Below are 22285 nucleotides of genomic sequence, written 5' to 3'. Positions count from 1 at the left end.
TTAATGTTTTAACATTCTCATATTTACGTTATCAAGGTGTTCTCGCATTGCTTCACTTGCTAATGTATACTTTTTATTCTCCAAATACTCTATTATTTTTAAATGTTCATCATTTGCTATTCTATTATAGTTAGATACTGTTCCAGATAAAATTAAAAATCTTTTAGTAATTAAATTTGCTTTTTTCACCATATCTATCAAAAATGAATTTTTACTAAATTCAGCTATTTTTATATGAAACTCATAATCTAATTCAATATAATCCTTATTATTTTTTTCATACACCATTTTTGATTGTTCTTTTAAAATCTCTCTTAATATTTTAATTTCTCTATTTTTTAGATTATTAGCTAGAAGTAAAACTGCTAAAGGTTCTAACGATTTTCTAACTATTGTTATATTATCGATATCTTGCTTAGTTATATCTGAAACAACAACATTTTTACTTTCATTAACTTCTGCAATTTCTTCATATACAAGCCTTAAAAGAGCAGCTTTTATTGGAGTTCTACTTATTTTAAGTTGATATGCCAATTTCTCTTCACCAAGTACTTCCCCAGGTTTTAACTTATTCGATATTATTGCTTCTTTTATAACTTCATACGCTTTATCAGATAATGTTTGGTTCTTCTTTATTACCTCAAGCCTCCCCATATATTATTCACTCCTCTTTCAAGTTAATTACAATCTACTTAATGGAAAAGTCATGCAATGTGGTCCCCCACCTGCTTTTAGTATTTCAGTTATATCTAATTCAATCACCTTAAATCCTCTTTTCCTAAGCTCCTCATTAACATAACCATTGCTTTTTAATGATATTACCCTTTTATCTCCTATTGATTGTAAATTGCACCCATGTTTAAACACACATTCCTCTGTAATACTAATTGTAGCTATTCCCTTTTCATCTAATACTTTCAAAAAAGTTTCTGGCAAACCATCTCTGTATGCTACTGCAAGTTTTTCATCAACTAGATTAAAACATAAATCTAAATGTAAATACTTTTTGTCACAAGGAACTTCTATTACCTTATATCCATATTTAGATAAAGATTTTCGTATCTCTTCAATTCCTTCTTCATTACTTCTTTCAACGATACCAATTGCTAATGTATCATTATCTAAAAATGTAAAATCTCCTCCTTCAAATAATCCATTTTTACATTCTGCAACCTTTGGTATATTTAACTCTTTCATCTTCTCTTCATATACATCTCTTTCTAAAAAACGTACCGGCTCCTTAAATCTTCCTAGTATATATCCTTCTCTTATACACCCTCCAAAATCTCTAGAAAAAACTGAATTTCCACGCCTTGAATCTGCTTCAACCATTACAACCTCTACTCCATTATCTTCGAAGGCTTTGACAAGCTCCCTATGCTCTTTTTCCATTATCTCTACATCTAAACCTACATCCTGCCACTTTCTTGCAATTTCATTTATAGGAACAGCTTTAAGAAAAGTCGGCCTACACATTAGCACTTTCTTTAACACACCACTTGAATTTTTTACAAATACTTTCTTCATATTACTACTCCTTAATTATTTAGAATTCTGCACTCTGTATACAAAACTTAATAAAAAAAGATGCCAGAAATACTTTTAGTATTTCATGACATCTTCGTCATACGCTTCTTTTCTCTTATTAACTAAAGAATAGCATGCAATTCAATTATTTGTCAATTAATTACTCAACAAACGAAAATATTAAAGTTATGTGATTTTTTTCCTTTTTTTATTACGATTCTATTAATTACAATTTATTATTTTAGCCTTTTTTTCATTTTTTTAAATGTTTTAGTTTTCATAACAAAATCCATCATATCTTCTGCTAACTCCATTAACAAGTTTTCTTTTGCTTCTCTTCTTCTCATTTTTCCTTTTATATTGCTCATATTTTTGTTTTTCATCCTTATATCACCTCCATATATTCATTGTCATATGTAGTTTTTACAAAAAACCAACGAATAAACTATGATATAATTGGAATTATCATATATTAATAATCTATAGAAGCATTTATTTTTTATCAAAACTTTCACACAATGTCTCATCGTAAATTTCTGCTGAATTTCCCCCCACATGAATTTGCTTCAAATCACATAAAGTATTCTCATTATATCTACATGACTTAACAAAGCAAACAAGAGTATCGCAGGATCCTTGACTATTTGTGTTATTTGTAAGATCACTATACAGAACTCTATTCAAAAATGATCCACAGCAAGTTTGACCTTCCTTTTCTGCCGATTTCCCTCCAATATTTACTCTGTTTGAATAGCAAACATGGCCTTTATTATGCGAACAACTTGTTACACTACACTCAATTCTATCCATTAGCTATCTCTCCTATCATTAAAATATCTATCTAATAAGCCTTTAAAAGCTCTCCCATGCCTCGCTTCATCTTTACACATTTCATGAACAGTATCATGTATAGAATCTAAATTTTGTTCCTTAGCTTTATCAGCTAATTTCTTCTTCCCCTCGCAAGCTCCATACTCAGCCTCAACTCTAGCTTCTAAATTAGATTTTGTATCAGCTACTACAACTTCTCCTAATATTTCAGCAAACTTTGATGCGTGATCTGCCTCTTCAAAAGCTATCCTCTTATAGGCTTCCCCCACTTCTGGATAACCTTCTCGATCCGCCTGACGACTCATGGCTAAATACATTCCAACCTCTGTGCATTCACCCATAAAATTTGCCCTCAAATCTTCAATTATATCTGAACTTAAATCTCTTCCAACTCCAATAACATGTTCATCTGCCCAATTCATTTCATCCTTAATTTCTTTAAACTTATTTTTATCTGCTTTACAGATAGGACAAATCTCTGGTGGCTCATTTCCTTCATGAATATATCCACAAATTGTACAAACATATTTTTTCATTTAATACCCTCCTAAAAATCAATCTAAATTTATTATTCCTAAATTTCACATAATAATACTAAAAAGGTAAAAAAACTGCTTGAAAACTAGGATATAAATACTAGCTTTCAAGCAGTTATAAAAAACTATAATATTTGTATAAATATTACTGCAGTAGCACCTACCAAACATATAAATACAGATATAACTACAGATATTTTAATAAACCTTAATGCTTTTTCATAGTTCTTATTTGATTCTTCATCATTTCCAGTAACATTTTTTAAGTACTTTCTACTTTGAACAAAGCAAAAGAAATTAAACAAAACCATAAAAAATATTACGACAATAAAAATTGTTTTCATATTAAATTCCTCTCTTTTAACATTTTGTATAATCAAATTTCATCATAATATGATAATCTAATGAACTCTTGAATATTATACCACTGTAACTCTTAAATGGCTAGAAACATATATTAACTATAAAATCTCTGAATAAATTGGAGGAATTTAATGCTTAGACTATTTTTATATAGATTTATTAACACTTTTAAAGAACCTTATAAAAACGGAAGATATAATAAACTAAATGAATTTATATCTAATAAAGATCTTATTGATTTCATAATGTTAAAGAAAAAATTTCAATCTTTATGGAGATCTAAATTAAACACAATAGTTCACAAGAATAACTATACATTAAAGAAACTAAAAATTATAAAGACAGACAATTACGTTATGCTATTAAGTAAATTTCACCACTCATTCTCTTTCATAGATTCATCTGTGGAACATACATGTAAAGAAGAAATTGAATATCTCTTTATAATAAAAGATATGAAAATATTATATATGTGCAATAAAGAAGAATCCCCAATTGAATACGATTCCCTAGCCAGAAACTTCCCTAGTGAAAAGGATATCTTAATTAGATTAAAAAATAACTTACCAATACAACTCTGGTACAAGAATGTAAGAGACATAAATTTATTTTACGAAAAATTTCTTGATAATACCTTAGATATTAATAGAGATAATAATGTGCAATCAAATTTTTCTTTAGATAAAAAGAAAATGATTGAATATGCACAACAATATGCACTTATTCCCAACAAGGCATATAAGAACTTTGATAGCGATGGTGGAGACTGTACCAATTTTATTTCCCAGTGTCTCCACTTTGGAGGACTACCATTATCATTAACATGGAAGCCATATACAACTACTTGGATAAGAGTAAATGAATTATATTACTTTCTTTTAGAAAATGGCTTTAGAAAAACTAGTTCTTCACTCCATACACAACCAGCAGCCATTATTCAATTTCACTCTATAAAGAAAGGTTTTTTTTCTCATTCAGGAATTATAACTGAAACTTTTCCTGATGGTAATTGTTTATATTGTTGCCACAGCTTTAATAAACTTAATTATCCCTTAAGTGAAGTTTATCCCTTAATTTATGATAAAATTCGAATAATTAATATATAATTTAGGGAGCTAATATTAATTTAGCTCCCTTCTTTAAAAGAATTTATATCTACTTTTCAAAAAAATCTAATAAAATTTGTTTTTCATATGGCAAAATATTATAGTCTTCTAAGTTTCTATATCCAATCCACTTACATTCTTTATATGCTTTATCGAGTACAGCTTTCTCTTTTATTCTACCTGTATAAACCATAACGCATTCATCTTCATCTGAATTTACTATGTATTCTTTAACTGGTTCCACATCAAATATAACAGATTTTAATATATCTTTTGCACCTCTAGCAATACATTTATCATGGCTTTCCTTTCCCCTAAGTTTTTGTGTTAACAAAGACCAAACTTCGACTTCTCCTCTTTTGACTTTCTTCTTTAACAATAAAATATTGTGAAAGTCATCCTTAATTATTAAACTACAACCAATTACTTTAGCCATAATATTTCCCCCCTAAATATAAATATATGAGTCCCAACATCTTTATATTATCATAAATTAAACTAATTTTCTATTTAAGAAAACAAATTTTCATGACTATTATAATGAATCTAAGAAATAATATATTTATAAGGAGTGATATTATGAGCAAAAATGACAAGAAAAAAAGAACTTCAGGAGTAATTCATTCGGCAAATACAAAGATGCCAACTCCAAACAAATCATTTAACACCCCTACTTCTGACTATGAGTTTACAGACAATGAATATATAATCACAACATCTCGTAGGGGACGTTAAAATCTAGGAGAATAGTTTTATTCTCCTTATCTTGTTATACTATATTATAATAATTTTTTAAAATTACAGCTCTTATTGATTCATATTTAATTCTAGGGTCTAAACTTTTCTTAATTTCTCCTATTTTTTCAACTCCAAACCTTTTACAAGCCATTAAAATTTCTTCTTCCTCTTCTTTTTTGTAAAGATTATCTATATTCAGTTTAAATAAAATCTCACCATTTTCTTTAATATATTCAGTAACATATCCTAATATAGTAGATAATGAGATTTCTGTTCTATTTGAAATTTCACTAATTTCATATCCCTCATTAAGCATATCTATAACTATTTCTTCATTCTCTCTTTCTTCCCCATCAATAACTAGTTTTAACCTTCCTTTTACCTGCCAATTTCTATTTAAATTATTATCTTCAATATAATTTTTTACTATACATATTATATCTCTTCCATATGCCTCTATCTTTTTTGGTCCAATTCCACTGATATCACCCAATTCCTCCAATGTTAAAGGATACCTACCACTAATCTCCTTTAATGAATTCTGATGGATTATAGAGTACGGAATTTTGTTTTCTTTCAATGCTATAGTTTCTCTCAAATTTCTAAGCTTCTGATATAGATTTTCGTCACTATTTACATAAAACTTTTTGTTATTAATACTATTCACATCGTTATTTGACTTTATAGTATTATTTTCAATAATATATTTTCTAATCTCTTCAGCAAATTTAAATCCGTACTTATCACATTTAATTTCTCCTACTCCTGAAATTTCAAGTAATTCTTCTTTAGTTTCTGGTAATTTAGTACTCATTTCTTTCAATGTCACATCTCCAAAAACCATATAAGGAGGTATACCTTCCTCAGAGGCTATGCTAAATCTTATTTCTTTTAATATATTAAACAAATTATTTTCCTTAAATCCATAATCCTTTACTTTAGCTTCTTTTAATAGCACTCTATGTTCGCCCTTTAGCACCTTAACAGATAAGTTATTTAATTTTAATATAGGATATGTACCCTCAACTTGATCTATAACACCATGTGATATAAGCGTATTTACAAAAGCTATTAACTCGTCTTTTTTATATTCTTTCATAATTCCGTAGGTTGACAATGTGTGAAAATTATAATTAATAATCTTTTGGCTCTTAGATCCTCTTAATACATCTACAACCATAGTTATTCCAAATCCACTTTTCATTCTTCCAATACATGATAAAACTTTTTGACTTTCTACTGTTTTATCAGTGACTTCACCTTCACTTAAGCAATTGCTACAGTTATTACAATTATCTATAGCTTCCTCACCAAAATAGTTTAATATATATTTTCTATAACAATCTGCTGAATATACTAACGAGGCCATATCTTGAAGTTTTTTATATGCAATTATCTTCCGCTGCTCACTTCTAAGTCCTGTATCTATTAAATACTTTTGCAAATGAATATCCCCTGGAGTAAATAATAAAATACATTCACTTTTTTCACCATCCCTACCAGCTCTACCAATTTCCTGATAATATGCTTCTATACTTTGAGGCATATTGTTATGTATTACAAATCTAATATTAGGCTTATCTATTCCCATACCAAAAGCATTTGTTGCAATCATAATATTTATTTTATCTTTGATAAACATGTCTTGAAATTCTTTTCTCTCCATATCTTTAAGTCCAGCATGGTACTTTCCCACCTGATATCCCAAATTCGTAATTTCTTCATAAATTGAATCAACATCTTTCCTAGTTGCACAATATATTATTCCTGAAATATCAGAATGTTTTTGGATATACTCCTTTAAAAATCTCTCTTTTCTTCCTTCTTTAATTATACTAATTTCCAAATTCTCCCTATCAAAACCATTCACAAATATTTCCGGATCATTGAGATTTAACATTCTAACTATATCATTTCGAACTTCCAAGGATGCTGTGGCTGTAAATGCTGTTATGACTGGTTTATTGTCTCTTCTACTTATAAAACTTCCTATTTTTCTATAACTTACTCTAAAATCATGTCCCCATTGAGATACGCAATGTGCCTCGTCTATAGCAATCTGCGACACATCAATTGCATCAACTACTTCTAAAAATATTTTTGAATCGAGCCTTTCCGGCGAAACATATATTATTTTATATTTATTATTTTTCAAACCATAAAAAATTTCTTTAAGTTCATCATTATCAAGACTACTATTAATATATGCTGCCTCAATCCCAATTGACCTCAAAGAATCGACTTGATCCTTCATTAATGATATTAATGGAGATATAACTATAGTTATCCCGTGAAAAATCAATGCAGGTATTTGATAACAAATTGATTTTCCAGCACCAGTTGGCATAATTGCTAGCAAATCTTTTTTCTCTAAAATACTTTCGATTATTTTTTCTTGCCCTTTTCTAAAGTTTTTATATCCATAATATTTTTCTAAAATTTTTAAAGTTTTTTCATTCAAAGAATCACTCCTCCTATACTCTCTCTATATATATTAACATACTTAAAAAGAACATAAATTCTTAGTAACTCTAAATATAAATAAAAATAGCTTTTTACAGTTGATAAATAATATTAATTTTATAGGGAAACCTAGTAACAGAAGAATATCTAAAGGAGGCATTTATATGGATAACAATAAGAACAGACTAAAAGATCATCCAAAATCTAATTCTGAATTACGTAAGATGTACTCTGAGGCTGGATCTGATATTGGCATAATAGATGGGAAAAAAATCGGTTCTCACGAAAATGGCAAGAAATATACTAAAAGGTCAAAATTATCACATAACAAGTAAAATTTAATTCTATTTATTAACTTTAATATAATTAACGACCAAATTTCAATTAGAGATTTAGAGCAAGACTCTTTGCTTTCTCTAATTGAAAATTTGATCCTAAAAAACTAACCTTTTATGGTCCTTTTATTGATAAAGTCATCTTCCTTTATTCCTAGTTCATCACACGCTTCTTCAAACGTACAACCTGTTTCATCCATAAACTTTGCCACATAATTATCTAAAGATGGTATACAATTGTTATTATCCATTTCAATCCCTCCCTTTCCAATTTAGTAATTATTATTTACATATATAATCATTAATATTCATAGCATTATTGAATTATTTATAACCCTTTTGAAATTTTTATCTCTTAATACATATTATAACAATTATTGAATACGTATTCAACTATCCTAATAAAATATTTATTTCTTTGTTAAAAATATAAAAGTTGTTTTAAAATATATTATCTACATTTTAAAACAACTTTTTAATTCTCTACTAATTAAACATTTATCTCACTTCTAACATCTATAGCCTCTCTATTTTCCTGAATAATAGGATTAACATACTCATTGACGAATTCAACGACTTGACTTGGTGCTCTACCAACAAACTTCATTGGATCAATTATTTCTATAATTTCATCTTTAGTTAACTTAAATCCATCGTCTTCTATTATTCGTTTAATAAGGTCATTATCTAATCCTTCTCCTTTTACTCTTTGCGCTGCTGCCATAGAATGTTCTCTAATTCTTTCGTGAAGTTCTTGCCTATCTCCACCTCTTTTTACAGATTCCATCATTATATTTTCAGTGGCCATAAATGGTAGTTCATTGTTTACATGCGCAGCTATAACCTTATCATAGACAACCATATTTTCCGCAATATTTATATAAAGATTCAATACACCATCTAAAGCCAAGAACGCCTCTGCTACTGCTATTCTTTTATTAGCTGAATCATCTAGTGTTCTTTCAAACCATTGAGTAGAAGCTGTAATAGCAGGATTTAACGAATCAACTATTACATATCTTGCTAGAGCTCCCATTCTCTCACTTCTCATAGGATTTCTCTTATATGCCATAGCCGATGATCCAATTTGGTGCTTTTCAAATGGCTCTTCAACTTCTTTCATATTTTGTAACAATCTCAAATCATTAGAAAACTTATATGCACTCTGTGCAACTTCTGAAAGTGTATTTAATACAATTGAATCTAATTTTCTAGGATAGGTTTGGCCTGTAACCCCGAAGCTTTTCTTAAATCCCATTCTTTCTGCCACCATTTTATCTAGTCGCTTAACCTTTTCCTCATCACCTTCAAAAAGATTCATAAAACTAGCTTGAGTTCCTGTTGTTCCTTTGACTCCTCTTAATTTAAGCGTAGATATCAAATAATCTATATTTTCAATATCCATAACTAAATCTTGCATCCATAATGTTGCTCTTTTACCTACTGTAGTTAATTGAGCTGGCTGAAAATGAGTAAAGCCTAATGTAGGCATATCTTTATACTTCATTGCAAAATTGCTTAATCTATGTAATACTGTAACAATCTTTCTCTTTATCAGTAGTAATGCATCTCTCATCACTATTATATCCGTATTATCTCCAACGTAACAGCTTGTAGCGCCTAGATGTATAATTCCTTTTGCACTTGGACATTGAAGTCCATAGGCGTACACGTGACTCATTACATCATGTCTTACTTCCTTTTCTCTTTTAGCTGCATCTTCATAGTTAATATCGTTTATATGAGCTTTTAACTCAATTATCTGTTCATCAGTAATATTTAATCCTAATTCCTTCTCACATTCAGCTAAGGAAACCCAGAGCTTTCTCCATGTTGTAAATTTCATATCATCTGAAAATATATAACTCATTTCTCTAGATGCATATCTCGAATTTAAAGGATTATTATATAAATCTCTCATCTTCAACCTCCGCACGAATATATTTCGCTGTTTCTTTATTATCATTCGTATTATATCATATAAACTAAAATCTTTCACCTTTTTAAAAAAAATTCATATTTTAATTTTAAAAATTCAATTTTAATATAATTACATCACTCAATTAAATTATTCCCATATACATAAAACATTATATAATAAAAAAATTGCAAATTAAAAAGGCCCCCTAAAGGGCCTTTCTTTATGAATTAATCTTCTAAGTTTTCTACTAACTTAGCAATTTCCTCACAAGCTAATGCTTCATCATCACCGCTAGCTATAACCTTAATTAAAGAATCTTTAGTAACAGCTAATGATAAAACACCAATTAAACTCTTAACGTTTGCTTTTTTACCATTGAACTCAATGCTTACATCAGACTTGAAAGATGAAGCCTTTTTTACTAATAATGTAGCTGGTCTAGCATGTAAACCAGTACCATTCTTTACTAAAACCTCTTTTGAAACCATCGTATTCACCTCTTTAAATAAACTATAAGTATTCACTTAACTTTTATTATTATATATGACTTTGAAAATAATTTCAATACTTTATTTAGCTTTCCCCCAAGTTTCAATTTTATCCATAATTGTGTAAATTATCGTGGTTGAACAATTAACTTTATTGCTGTTCTTTCTTCTCCATCAATCTCTATATCGGTGAAGGCAGGTACACAAACAATATCTTTACCACTTGGCGCTACAAAGCCGCGCGCTATTGCAATAGCTTTAACAGCTTGATTTATAGCTCCAGCTCCAACTGCTTGTATCTCTACTATACTCTTTTCTTTAATTATTGCAGCTAAAGCACCTGCTACTGAATTCGGATTTGATTTTGTTGACACTTTTAATACTTCCATTTTTATTATTCCTCCTAGCATTTTTACTAATCGTTTACATTATAGGTTGACATCCCCCAATCATGCATACTTAATATATTCTACTTGTATTGTAAAATTCCTCTTTTTTTTTAATAAATAAAAATAAAAAATACATTTTGATAAACAAAATGTATTTTTCAACTTTATTTTGCAAAATCAACTGCTCTAGTTTCTCTAATAACATTGATTTTAATTTGACCTGGATACTCTAATTGTTCTTCGACGCTCTTTACAATATTACGTGCTAGTTCTACTGCTCCGACATCGTCAACATGATCTGGTTTAACAATAATTCTAATCTCTCTACCAGCTTGAATTGCATATGACTTCTCTACGCCTTCATAAGAATTTGCAATTTCTTCTAACTTTTCCAAACGTTTGATGTATGCTTCTAAGGTCTCTCTTCTTGCACCCGGTCTTGCAGCGGAAATAGCATCTGCTGCCTGAACCAAAATAGCTTCTAAAGATTCCATCTCTACGTCCCCATGATGGGCTGCGATGGCATTTACTACAATAGGAGACTCATGGTATCTCTTAGCTAGATCTCCACCAATTAAGGCGTGAGGACCTTCTTGCTCCTGATCTACGGCCTTACCTATGTCATGTAATAAACCAGCTCTTCTAGCTAGAGTAACATCTAAACCTAATTCTGAAGCCATTAAACCAGCTAAATACGAAACTTCTATGGAATGCTTTAAAACGTTTTGACCATAACTAGTTCTATATTTCAATCTTCCAAGAAGTCTTATTATCTCAGGATGTAATCCATGCACTGAAGTTTCTAGAGCTGCTTGCTCTCCTTCTTCCTTGATTTCATTTTCAACATCTCTTTGAGATTTCTCAACCATCTCTTCAATTCTAGCCGGATGAATCCTTCCATCCACTATTAACTTTTCTAGTGCCATTCTAGCTACTTCTCTTCTTATAGGATCGAAGCTTGATAAAATAACTGCTTCTGGAGTGTCATCAATAATCAAATCTACTCCTGTTAATGTTTCAAGGGTTCTAATGTTTCTTCCTTCTCTACCTATTATTCTTCCCTTCATTTCATCATTTGGTAAAGCTACAACCTGAACAGTTGTTTCAGACACATGATCAGCAGCACACCTTTGAATTGCAGTTGTTACAATTTCTCTAGCCTTCTTGTCTGCCTCTTCCTTAGCTCTACCTTCGATGTCCTTAATCATTAAGGCTGCATCATGAGTAATTTCCTTCTTGATTTCATCTAATAGGATTTGCTTAGCATCTTCACTAGTAAGTCCAGATATTCTTTCAAGTTCCGTCCTTCTCTGCTCAGCAAGTTCTTTCACTTTCACTTCCATATTATCGATTTCAACAATTCTCTCATTGAGTGCATCATCTTTCTTTTGAAGAGCATCACTCTTTTTATCAAGTAACTCTTCTCTTTGAATCAACCTTCTTTCAAGTCTTTGAAGCTCATTTCTTCTTTCACGAGAATCTCTATCCAAATCAGTTCTTAATTTATGAACTTCTTCTTTTGCTTCTAATATAGATTCCTTCTTAGTTGCTTCAGCTTCTTTTTTTGCTACAACCAAAACTTCTTTTGCTTCATTTTCTAGCGATTCAATTTTCTTCTTTGACGCTGTTTGAATACTCTTATAGGATATAAAACCTAATATAAACAGCACAAGTATATCTATTATTATTATTATTAAATACGTTGGCACGTAAACACCTCCTAGCCTTTACTATCTATCTTAAATAAATAAGAAAGCGTAGTTTAGGTGTCATATCTTTCTCACTAATAGTAAGAATGTGATAAACCAGTATTTGTTATTATTTTAGCTGAAAAATAGAATTATGTCAAGTTTCATTAATAATGGGATTCATAAATATATAATATAGCTATATCTCATAAATACTTGATTTTCCTATGAATCTCTCATGCTATCGCGCTTTAAGAAAACCTTTACTTAGGTCTGTTAAACGAATAGCTCTATTATTTATTTTATTTATAAATTAATAAAATATACACCTTGCTATTTAGTTATATATAAATAGCAAGGTGTACCTTAAAATATTTTCTTATTATTTATCTTCTACTTCAACTTTGTCTACTTCTTCTGAAGGCTCTTGTGGTAAATTAGTGTTTAGAGGAAGTGCGTATTTTTCTCTTATTTGATTTTCTATATCTAAAGCTACTTCTGGGTTATCCTTTAAATATATTTTTGCATTTTCTCTTCCTTGCCCTAATCTCACATCACCATAAGAAAACCACGCCCCACTTTTTTGAACAATACCTTCTTTTACTCCAACATCTACTATATTTCCTGTTCTAGAAATTCCTTCATTATACATGATATCAAATTCGGCTTGTTTGAATGGTGGTGCAACCTTATTCTTTGTAACTTTCACTCTTGTTCTATTACCAATAATAGCATCAGCAGTTTTAATGGAATCTATTCTTCTAACATCAAGTCTTACAGATGCATAGAATTTCAAAGCTCTACCTCCGGTAGTAGTTTCTGGATTTCCAAACATAACTCCTACCTTTTCTCTTAATTGATTTATGAATATAGCAACGCAATTGGTCTTCTTTATAGTACCTGTTAACTTTCTTAGCGCTTGTGACATTAATCTAGCCTGAAGACCTACATGTGAATCTCCCATTTCCCCCTCTATTTCAGCCCTAGGAACTAAAGCTGCAACCGAGTCTACTATAAGTACATCTATAGCTCCCGAACGAACTAATGCTTCCGCTATCTCAAGACCTTGTTCTCCTGTATCTGGTTGTGAAACTATTAAATTTTCAGTATCTACTCCAATCTTTCTAGCATAACTTGGATCTAAAGCGTGTTCTGCATCTATAAATGCAACAGCTCCACCATTTTTTTGTGCTTCTGCAGCAATATGCAAAGCTACTGTAGTCTTACCAGAACTTTCTGGTCCATATATTTCTACTATCCTTCCCTTAGGAACTCCACCAATTCCTAGTGCAATATCTAAATCAAGACAACCTGTTGAAGTTGCATCTACTATTAAATGACTATCTTCACCTAGTTTCATTACAGACCCTTTACCAAATTGCTTTTCTATTTGACCCATAGCACTTTCTATAGCTTTTAATTTATCAACATTTATATTACTCATTATATTTTACACCTCTCTGCTTTCGAACTTATGTTCTATATGTATATTATAATATATGATTTTTCTCTCGTCAATAAAAATACTATTATATCCCACATACTTTTTTATTTTCTATATTCTATCCTAAAAAGTATTAAATTAATCATTTCAACTTTCAATGAAAAAGGTTTGCATAAATGCAAACCAAATTATTTGTTAGTGGAAATAGTATTTTTATTTTTTCTAAAGTAATCCATTCCAGATATTAACGTAATTATTACTGCTACATCCAATAATATCTGTGGCATAAACTGAAAGAAATCCTTAAAGAATTCAGTATCAATTACCAACTTTGTTAAATATGCTGATGTTCCTATATTTACTTGTAAAAGTAAAACTATAATAGCGACAATCTGAATAACAGTTTTTATTTTTCCCCACCAACTAGCAGCAATTATTTTCCCTTCAGAAGCTGCTACTGTTCTAAGTCCTGATACTGCAAATTCACGTGCAATTATAATGACTGCAGCCCATCCTGGAACTACTTGAAGTTCAACCAGTGAAATTAATGCAGATGTTACAAGCAGCTTGTCTGCAAGAGGGTCCATGAATTTTCCAAAGTTAGTTATTTGATTTCTGCTTCTAGCTATATATCCATCCAACTTATCAGTTAATGATGCTAAAACAAATATAAATGTAGCAATAAATGTACCATAAGGAATGTCTTTAGCAGCTATAAATATTAGAAAAACTGGAACTAAAAATATTCTAACTAAAGTTAATTTATTCGCAAGATTCATAATCTACAACTCCTACTAAATCATATTCTGTACAGTCAATTATCTTAACTGAAACAATTGCACCTTTTCTTATCTCTCTAGTACTTTTAAAGAATATATTTCCGTCTATTTCCGGAATCATTTCATAATTCCTTCCATAATAATATTCTCCATTATCCCCTTCAACAAGAATATCATAAACATTGCCAACTTTCAATTCATTTATCTCTTTAGAAATTTCTTTTTGAACCAACATAAGTTCTTCTTCTCTTGTATCTTTAATTTCTTCTAAAACTTGATCTTTCATCACTGATGCTGGAGTACCTTCTTCTCTTGAATATTTGAAAACTCCAACCTTATCTAATCTAAATTCTTTTAAAAACTCTTTAAGTTCATTGAAATCCTCTTTACTTTCTCCTGGAAACCCTACTATTAATGATGTTCTTAATGTAATTCCATAAACTTTATTTCTAAGTTCATTAATTTTTCTTATGATATCTTCCTTGGTAGTTTTTCTCCCCATTAATTTAAGTATATTATCGCTTATATGTTGAATTGGTAAATCTAGATATTTCATTACTTTATTATTACATGCTATTTCACTAATAAGTTCTGTATATATTTCTTCTGGGTAGCAATAAAGAACTCTAATCCATTCAATTCCCTCAATTTTGGAAAGCTCTTTTAATAATATATGCAGTTTCTTTTCTCCATATATATCAGTGCCATAAAGTGTTGTATCTTGCGCAACTAGAATGATCTCTTTTACACCGCTATTACTTAGCTCTCTTGCTTCTTTAAGAATATTATCCATCTCTCTACTTCTAAATTTTCCTCTTATCTTAGGAATTATACAGTAAGTACAAAAATTGTTGCATCCTTCAGCAATTCTAATATAAGCTGTATATTTATCAGTTGTTAATATTCTTTCCCCTTCATTTATATTTACATCTGAATAGTTGACTTCTAAAGATTTTTTTTCATTTTCTATGTAAACTTTAATATGCTCATCTATCTTTTTATAATCATTAACTCCAAGCATTATATCAATTTCTGGCATCAATTCGCTAAGTTCTTTTCCATATCTTTGAGTTAAGCAACCTGTAGCAATTAAAAGCTTACAATTGTATTTTTTCTTATACTCCGCCATTTCTAATATGGTATCAATAGATTCTTGTTTCGCTTTTTCTATAAACCCACATGTATTAACGATAATAATGTCAGCTTCTTTAGCATTATTAGTTATTTCATATTCTTTACTCATGGTTCCTAGGATAATTTCCGAATCAACTCTATTCTTATCACAACCTAGACTTACCATACCTACTTTATATTTTTTCAAGTTATTTTCCTCCTGCGTATCCTTTATGTTTACTAAATCAATTTTATAACTCTTTACTTGGGATTACAAGCTAATTTTCATTATCATCTTCTGAAGAATTTATTAATTCATCTTTACTTAATAATACTTGTCTTGGTCTACTTCCATCCTTTGGCGAAATGATCCCTCTCTCTTCAAGTTGGTCCATTATTCTAGAAGCCCTATTAAATCCTATCCTTAATCTTCTCTGTAAAAAAGATGTAGATGCTTGCTCATAATCTACTACCAATTTTATAGCTTCAGATAGTAATTCATCTACATCATCACCTTCGCTTAAATTACTTCCCTCAGTTTCATTATTTATATGATCTAATATAGATTCTTCATAAATTATTTCTTTGTCATCTTGTTTTATAAACTGTATGACATTCTCAACCTCTTCCTCTGAAATAAAACATCCTTGAACTCTTTGAGGTTTATTTTCTCCTACTGGAGCATACAGCATATCTCCTTTTCCAAGAAGTTTTTCTGCTCCCGAGCTATCTAAAATAGTTCTAGAATCTACCTGAGATGAAACTGCAAAAGATATCCTTGAAGGTATGTTTGCCTTAATGACTCCCGTTATTACATCTACAGATGGCCTTTGTGTAGCAATTACAAGATGCATACCCGCTGCTCTTGCCATCTGTGCTAAACGACCAATATAATCTTCAACATCATTTGGACAAACCATCATTAAGTCTGCAAGTTCATCTACAATTATAACTATATAAGGAAGTTTTTCTTCAACGCTCCCTTTTTCATATAAGGCATTATATGAATCCACATTTCTTACACCTTTTTCTGCAAATAAGTTGTATCTTTTAGTCATTTCATTTACAGCCCAATTTAAAGCAGCCGCAGCCTTCTTAGGTTCTGTAACTACTGGAATTAAAAGATGTGGTATCCCATTATAAACATTTAATTCTACAACTTTTGGATCTACCATTAAAAGTTTAACTTCATCAGGAGAATACTTATACAAGATACTTATTATCAATGAATTGATGCATACACTCTTACCTGACCCTGTGGCCCCAGCTATTAACGTGTGTGGCATTTTACTTAAATCTCCAACAACACAAGACCCTCCTATATCTTTACCTAATGCAAATGCTAATTTTTTATTTGAATTTTTGAATTCATCTGAGTCTAGCACTTCTCTTAAAAATACTGGTGTTTGCTTTTTATTAGGAACTTCTATTCCTACTGCAGCCTTTCCTGGAATAGGTGCTTCAATTCTTACTCCTGAAGCGGCAAGTCCTAATGCTATGTCATCTGCTAAATTTACTATTTTACTAACCTTAACTCCTGGACTAGGTTGCAGCTCAAACCTTGTTACCGAAGGCCCTTTTGTTACTTGTAGCACCTTAGCTTCTACTCCAAAACTTCCTAGAGTCTCTTCTAATTTATTAGCATTATCTATTAAATCTTTTTTATCAGAACTATTTAATTGCGTTTTACTATTTGGATTAAGCAAATCAGTACTTGGAAAAATATATTCCTTTTTTTCCTCATAACTATTAACATTGCTTATTGTTTCATCTATTTCCTTACTAATTACTTCTTTAATTTCATTATTAAGCTTTTCCTTTTTATGATTTTTTTCATTTAATGGAGCTTGCTGCTCTATTAATGTAGGTTGCTCTCTCTTATTACTCATAAAAATATCATTATCACTTGCTATTTCTGCTTCTAACTCCTCTTCATCATCAATCGATGAGTTTTTCATAAAATCTAAAATTTTAATTTTATGGTCAACATCTTTTAAAAATTCATCTTTTGATTTTTCTTCAGTGCTATTCTGCTTAGATAATAACTTAATATAATCATCATCTAATTTTTCTTTTTTAACCTCTTGTTTTTTTGATTTATCTTTTAATCTATATTCTCTACTTTTATTTTTAGCAACTTCTCCTGCCTTCACCACTGAAAAATCAAAAGCTAATATAGACGCAATTATTAAAAGCGCAATATATAGAATATATGATCCAACAGCACCTATAAATTTATATAATGGAAAAGTTATAATATATCCAATCAATCCACCATTTAGTGCTCTTTCTCCTTCTGCTACTAAATTGAATATAGTTACTAAATTACCTCCAAAATTATCTGGATCTTCTACAGATTGTATATATATAGTTCCACTAATAAAAATTATGACTACTATAAAAAGTGTTACTCCATAAAATCTTTTTCCTAAAGTAATATTTCCTCGTTCTTTAAAATAAGTATATCCTAAATATAAAAGATAAATTGGAAGCATATATGATCCAATACCAATTACTAAATGGCATACTCTTTGAGCAAAACTTGATAAAAATCCTGCTAAATCTGTATATATAGCTATTGAGGTCAGTAATCCTATAGCAACAAATATAATACCCTTAATTTCCATTTTGCTGCTTTCCTTACTACTCTTTGTAGATTTTTTGCTATTTTTATTCTTGGTCTGTCTACCCACTTTCTAATCACCTCACTTTAGTTATTTCTACATAGCATGTCCATTTTCCTTTAGTTTAAATAAAAAATAGGAAATTAACTGTTATGGCACTAAAAAGTGTCCTATTAATTTCCCATTCATCCTCATCTTTGACTATTTTTTGATACTATCTTTCTTTTCCTAGTACTTTTCTTAGTAATTTTCTTTTCTTTGCTTTCTTTCTGATTTTCATTTTCATCAATTAAAGAGTTAAGTTTTGCTAAAGCTTCACTTGCACCTCCAACTGCATTAATTAGTCCACATTCCACTGCTTCTTTTCCTATAAGCATAGTACCAACATCATTAAGTAACTCATCTGTTCTCTTCATATAATTGTTTAGATCTTCATGAGTTATATCAGACGTCCTAACTATAAAATCATTAATCCTTTCCTGCATCTTTTTGAAATACTGAAAAGTTTGATCAACCCCAATAACAAATCCATTCATTCTAACAGGATGAATTATCATTGTTGCCGAAGGGGTAATAAAAGAATAATCTGCCGATGTTGCTAGTGGAACTCCAATAGAATGACCTCCACCAGTAACTATTGATACAGTAGGTTTTGAAATTGAATTTATCATTTCGGCTATAGCAAGACCTGCTTCCACGTCTCCTCCTACCGTATTCAAAATTATCAAAACACCTTTTACATTCTCATTTTGTTCAATAGCGATAAGCTGAGGTATAACGTGTTCATACTTCGTAGTTTTAGTCTGTGGTGGTGAAACCATATGCCCCTCAATTTGCCCTATTATTGATAATATCTGTACTCTTTCATTTGGTGAAGCCATACCCATATTTCCAAAATCTTTCATAGATTTCATTTTTTCTAGGTTTTCAGTTGCTTCACCATTTTCTTTTTTTTCTTCTGATTTTCCCTTGATTTTATTATTATCCATAAAAGCACTCCTCCTGTACATTTTTATTTTGTACAGGAGGATAAAATTTATACTATTTTATAATCTCTTTTAACATAACTTAAATGCCCTATGAAGCGCATTTATTGCTTCACTTAAATCATCTGTCTTAATTAAGCACCATATAGTCATATGAGAATCAGCTGTTTGTAAAACTTCGACTTTATTATCATATAGCGCTTTATATATCTTAGCCATAACACCTGGAATGCCCTTCATTCCTGCTCCAACTAACGCAATAGTGCTTAAATCTTCTTTAATTATTGCATTAATATTTAACTCATTAAAAATATTTATTACTTTATCTTTTGCTGATACTGAAATTGTAAATATTTGTTCTGTAGGAAAAATATTTATTAAATCTAAAGATATTTTATTTTCAGCAATTATCTCAAGTATATCTTGGTATCTGTCATTACCTTTATTGTCCTCTAACTTAATACAAACCTGAACTCTATCACTATGACTTGTAATACTAGTTACTAGTCTTTTGTTTTTCTTATCACCAACGCTATTAATAATAGTACCATCACAGTCATTCATAGTATTTTTAATAACTATAGGTATATTACCAACCTTTGCAATTTCTACTGCATTCGGATGAATAACTTTCGCTCCTTGGTCAGCTAACTGAAATACTTCATCATAACTTAGTACATTAATTAACGAAGCTTCCTCAACTATTCTTGGATCAGCTGTCATTATTCCATCTACGTCAGTATATATTTCAATTTCATTAGCATCTAACCCTACTCCTAATATGGCTGCTGATGTATCGCTGCCGCCTCTACCTAATGTTGTAAAGTATCCATCTTCAGTTATTCCTTGGAATCCCGTTATAACAGGAACTTTTCCCTCTCCTAATATATCTAATATTCTAGTATCATTAAAATCCTTTAATGATGCATCGTTAAACTTATTATCAGTAATTATTCCAGCTTGACCACCTGTTAATGGAACTGCTTCAATTCCTTTTGATTGCAATGCACTAGCCATAACTACAGAACTAATTAATTCTCCACAACACATTAATAAATCTACAGCTAACTTATTATCTTGCTTAAATTTACTATCTATTAGTGAAAGTAACGTATCTGTAGCATAAGGTTCCCCTTTCCTTCCCATTGCAGAAACTACTACAACAGGATTATATCCATTACTAATAGCTTTTTTAACTTTATCAACTACTTTCATTCTTCTCTCATCTGTAGATACTGAAGTTCCACCAAACTTTTGAACTATTATCTTCATGTTTTTCCCCCTTGGTAACTAAATAGTTGCTTTTTTAATATCATTTTCCTCTGCATCTAATATTATAGTACGTGCACCAATCTTTTTCACGCATTCCCAAGGAATTTCAATAAATTCCCTAGAACCTCCTAAAAAGCCCAATTTCCCGTTACTTACATTTATTATAAGAAATTTTATATTTCCTAAATCATCAACTACTAAATCATTATTCTGAAGACAATCATATTTTTCTCCATCATTAACATTAATAAGTTCATATTTCCCAATTTCACTCAATAACTTTATATTACTCTCATGACTCATAATATATACCTCCTAAAATCTCTACATAATTAATATGCTTTTAAGAAAGTATATATTCTTAAATTTTAAACTTCAACTTTCTTGCTAGAATTTTTATAGGCTTCAATTGAGGATTCTATAACATTATCTAATAAATTATAATTTATGTTACTACCAACATATGAAGAATTAATTATTCCGTTACCAAAACATTCCTTCAAAACAAACTCTACATCTTCTAAGTTAACTCTATCTATTTTCTTTATTACTTCATCCTGAGTACTAATTTTATTTTTAAACAACACAGATTTTGCATTACTAAACATTCTAGAACTAGTACTTTCTAACCCTAATATATAATTAGCTTTAATTTTTTCCTTATTCATTTCTAAAACATCACTGGTAATTGTACTTTTAGAGAACTTATAAAGTTCCTTAATTATAACATCTAAAGCTTTCTCAGCATATTTTGAGCTAAGTCCTGTATAAATATTTAACATTCCAACCCCTTGAAATGCCTGAGGGTAACAATAGATATTATAACATAATCCTAACTCTTCTCTAACCTTTTGAAAAAGAACTGATGATGCTCCTCCACCGAATATATTGCTTAAAAGAATCAGTGCATAGCCTTTTTCATGTCCAAAAGGCAACCCTTTAAGACCTAACCCTATATGAAGTTGTTCAATATCTTTATCAAGTGATGCTGTACCTCTTTGAAGACTCTCACTTCCATAAGACGGTAAATATATATTATCATTTTTCCATCCACAAAAATACTTCTCTATTAATAATTTTAATTCACCATCATCAAAATTACCACAAACTGATATTACTGAATTATGAGGAGTATATTTTTTCTTTATAAAATCTTTAATAGATTCTCTACTAAAACTTTTTACTTTTTCTTTTGTTCCTAAAATAGGATAGGATAATGGACTATTTGCAAAAGCTACCTTGGAATGCAAGTCATCTAGAGCATCTTCTGGATTATCTTCACTCATATTAATTTCTTCAACTACAACACCTTTTTCTTTCTCAATATCTTCTGTAGCAAATTTTGAATTTAAAATTATGTCAGATAAAATTTCTAAAGAAAGATCTAAATGAGTGCTTAAGTTTTTTACATAATAACAAGTAGTCTCCTTACTTGTAAAAGCGTTTATCTGCCCTCCCAGATCCTCTACTGACGCAGCTATTTCTTTTGGATTTCTCTTTGTCGTTCCTTTGAAAAACATATGTTCAATAAAATGTGAAATACCATTTAACTCTTCACTTTCATTCCTCGAGCCATTTTGAACCATTATTCCTACACTAATCGACTTAACTGAATCATTTTTTTCAGTAACTACTCGTAGTCCATTTTTTAAAGTATATAAATTATACATAAAAATCCTCCT

24 protein-coding genes are annotated in these 22285 nt (G+C 30.0%); 3 read left to right on the top strand and 21 right to left on the bottom strand.

All coding sequences use genetic code 11. The features are described 5' to 3' along the window. From H9661_RS03825 to H9661_RS03800, 6 genes are all read right to left on the bottom strand, one after another. Positions 1-654, bottom strand: coding sequence for a GntR family transcriptional regulator (locus tag H9661_RS03825; protein WP_143314934.1), 654 nt, complete (start codon positions 652-654; stop codon positions 1-3). Positions 655-681: 27 nt separating this feature from the next. Beyond that, entirely contained in the window at positions 682-1527 is an 846-nt protein-coding gene (locus tag H9661_RS03820) for a dimethylarginine dimethylaminohydrolase family protein (RefSeq protein WP_143314933.1), read from the bottom strand. Between the two features lie 236 nt (positions 1528-1763). Continuing rightward, positions 1764-1910: a hypothetical protein gene (locus H9661_RS03815; protein WP_185966710.1), complete on the bottom strand. Its 147-nt coding sequence runs from the start codon at positions 1908-1910 to the stop codon at positions 1764-1766. Between the two features lie 109 nt (positions 1911-2019). Continuing rightward, complete coding sequence (locus H9661_RS03810) at positions 2020-2337, bottom strand: DUF1540 domain-containing protein (protein WP_143314932.1); 318 nt, start codon at positions 2335-2337, stop codon at positions 2020-2022. Next, on the bottom strand, positions 2337-2894 hold the full coding sequence (locus tag H9661_RS03805) for an NADH peroxidase (RefSeq protein WP_143314931.1): 558 nt from the start codon (positions 2892-2894) through the stop codon (positions 2337-2339). The genes H9661_RS03810 and H9661_RS03805 overlap by 1 nt, the downstream gene beginning before the upstream one ends. 125 nt (positions 2895-3019) lie before the next feature. Beyond that, positions 3020-3238, bottom strand: coding sequence for a hypothetical protein (locus tag H9661_RS03800; protein WP_143314930.1), 219 nt, complete (start codon positions 3236-3238; stop codon positions 3020-3022). A 150-nt stretch (positions 3239-3388) separates the two neighbouring features. Between H9661_RS03800 and H9661_RS03795 the strand changes: the two genes are divergently transcribed. After that, the gene (locus tag H9661_RS03795; RefSeq protein ID WP_143314929.1) at positions 3389-4363 is read left to right on the top strand and encodes an amidase domain-containing protein; all 975 of its coding nucleotides are present in this window, start codon (positions 3389-3391) and stop codon (positions 4361-4363) included. A 49-nt stretch (positions 4364-4412) separates the two neighbouring features. On the opposite strand, the gene H9661_RS03790 is transcribed toward H9661_RS03795, so the two are convergent. Beyond that, complete coding sequence (locus H9661_RS03790) at positions 4413-4799, bottom strand: hypothetical protein (RefSeq protein ID WP_143314928.1); 387 nt, start codon at positions 4797-4799, stop codon at positions 4413-4415. 143 nt (positions 4800-4942) lie between these two features. On the opposite strand from H9661_RS03790, the gene H9661_RS03785 reads away from it, so the two are divergent. Beyond that, the gene (locus tag H9661_RS03785; protein ID WP_185966694.1) at positions 4943-5098 is read left to right on the top strand and encodes a hypothetical protein; all 156 of its coding nucleotides are present in this window, start codon (positions 4943-4945) and stop codon (positions 5096-5098) included. 34 nt (positions 5099-5132) lie between these two features. Here H9661_RS03785 and recQ read toward each other — a convergent pair whose 3' ends face one another. Then, complete coding sequence (gene recQ / locus H9661_RS03780; protein WP_143314927.1) at positions 5133-7562, bottom strand: DNA helicase RecQ; 2430 nt, start codon at positions 7560-7562, stop codon at positions 5133-5135. Between the two features lie 166 nt (positions 7563-7728). Between recQ and H9661_RS03775 the strand changes: the two genes are divergently transcribed. Further along, positions 7729-7899 (top strand): hypothetical protein, encoded by a 171-nt coding sequence (locus H9661_RS03775; protein WP_143314926.1) that lies wholly within the window; start codon positions 7729-7731, stop codon positions 7897-7899. Between the two features lie 107 nt (positions 7900-8006). Here H9661_RS03775 and H9661_RS03770 read toward each other — a convergent pair whose 3' ends face one another. From H9661_RS03770 to H9661_RS03710, 13 genes are all read right to left on the bottom strand, one after another. Further along, on the bottom strand, positions 8007-8150 hold the full coding sequence (locus H9661_RS03770) for a hypothetical protein (protein WP_185966693.1): 144 nt from the start codon (positions 8148-8150) through the stop codon (positions 8007-8009). Between the two features lie 239 nt (positions 8151-8389). After that, on the bottom strand, positions 8390-9820 hold the full coding sequence (gene purB, locus H9661_RS03765; RefSeq protein ID WP_143314925.1) for an adenylosuccinate lyase: 1431 nt from the start codon (positions 9818-9820) through the stop codon (positions 8390-8392). Positions 9821-10047: 227 nt separating this feature from the next. After that, positions 10048-10308 (bottom strand): HPr family phosphocarrier protein, encoded by a 261-nt coding sequence (locus H9661_RS03760; protein ID WP_143314924.1) that lies wholly within the window; start codon positions 10306-10308, stop codon positions 10048-10050. Between the two features lie 128 nt (positions 10309-10436). Continuing rightward, the gene (locus tag H9661_RS03755) at positions 10437-10697 is read right to left on the bottom strand and encodes a stage V sporulation protein S (RefSeq protein WP_143314923.1); all 261 of its coding nucleotides are present in this window, start codon (positions 10695-10697) and stop codon (positions 10437-10439) included. Positions 10698-10861: 164 nt separating this feature from the next. After that, on the bottom strand, positions 10862-12406 hold the full coding sequence (rny, locus tag H9661_RS03750; protein WP_143314922.1) for a ribonuclease Y: 1545 nt from the start codon (positions 12404-12406) through the stop codon (positions 10862-10864). A 361-nt stretch (positions 12407-12767) separates the two neighbouring features. Then, a complete protein-coding gene (gene recA, locus H9661_RS03745; RefSeq protein WP_143314921.1) occupies positions 12768-13829 on the bottom strand; it encodes a recombinase RecA in 1062 nt (353 codons plus the stop codon). A 188-nt stretch (positions 13830-14017) separates the two neighbouring features. Next, on the bottom strand, positions 14018-14608 hold the full coding sequence (gene pgsA / locus H9661_RS03740; protein ID WP_143314920.1) for a CDP-diacylglycerol--glycerol-3-phosphate 3-phosphatidyltransferase: 591 nt from the start codon (positions 14606-14608) through the stop codon (positions 14018-14020). Further along, positions 14592-15929, bottom strand: a complete 1338-nt coding sequence (gene rimO / locus H9661_RS03735; protein ID WP_143314919.1) for a 30S ribosomal protein S12 methylthiotransferase RimO — start codon at positions 15927-15929, stop codon at positions 14592-14594. Before rimO ends, pgsA begins: the two co-directional genes overlap by 17 nt. A 70-nt stretch (positions 15930-15999) precedes the next feature. Next, on the bottom strand, positions 16000-18348 hold the full coding sequence (locus H9661_RS03730; RefSeq protein ID WP_191767778.1) for a DNA translocase FtsK: 2349 nt from the start codon (positions 18346-18348) through the stop codon (positions 16000-16002). A 188-nt stretch (positions 18349-18536) separates the two neighbouring features. After that, a complete protein-coding gene (locus tag H9661_RS03725; RefSeq protein WP_191767746.1) occupies positions 18537-19334 on the bottom strand; it encodes a ClpP family protease in 798 nt (265 codons plus the stop codon). A gap of 69 nt (positions 19335-19403) precedes the next feature. Next, on the bottom strand, positions 19404-20603 hold the full coding sequence (gene dapG / locus H9661_RS03720; RefSeq protein WP_191767745.1) for an aspartate kinase: 1200 nt from the start codon (positions 20601-20603) through the stop codon (positions 19404-19406). A gap of 18 nt (positions 20604-20621) precedes the next feature. Continuing rightward, a complete protein-coding gene (locus tag H9661_RS03715; RefSeq protein WP_143314916.1) occupies positions 20622-20906 on the bottom strand; it encodes a YlmC/YmxH family sporulation protein in 285 nt (94 codons plus the stop codon). A gap of 65 nt (positions 20907-20971) precedes the next feature. Beyond that, on the bottom strand, positions 20972-22273 hold the full coding sequence (locus H9661_RS03710) for a M16 family metallopeptidase (protein WP_191767744.1): 1302 nt from the start codon (positions 22271-22273) through the stop codon (positions 20972-20974). Positions 22274-22285 lie beyond the last annotated feature (12 nt).

The organism is Clostridium cibarium (assembly GCF_014836335.1).
In the GTDB taxonomy this organism is placed as follows: domain Bacteria; phylum Bacillota; class Clostridia; order Clostridiales; family Clostridiaceae; genus Clostridium; species Clostridium cibarium.
The sequence above is the reverse complement of the archived record's forward strand: the minus strand, read 5'-3'. Positions and strand labels throughout refer to the sequence as shown.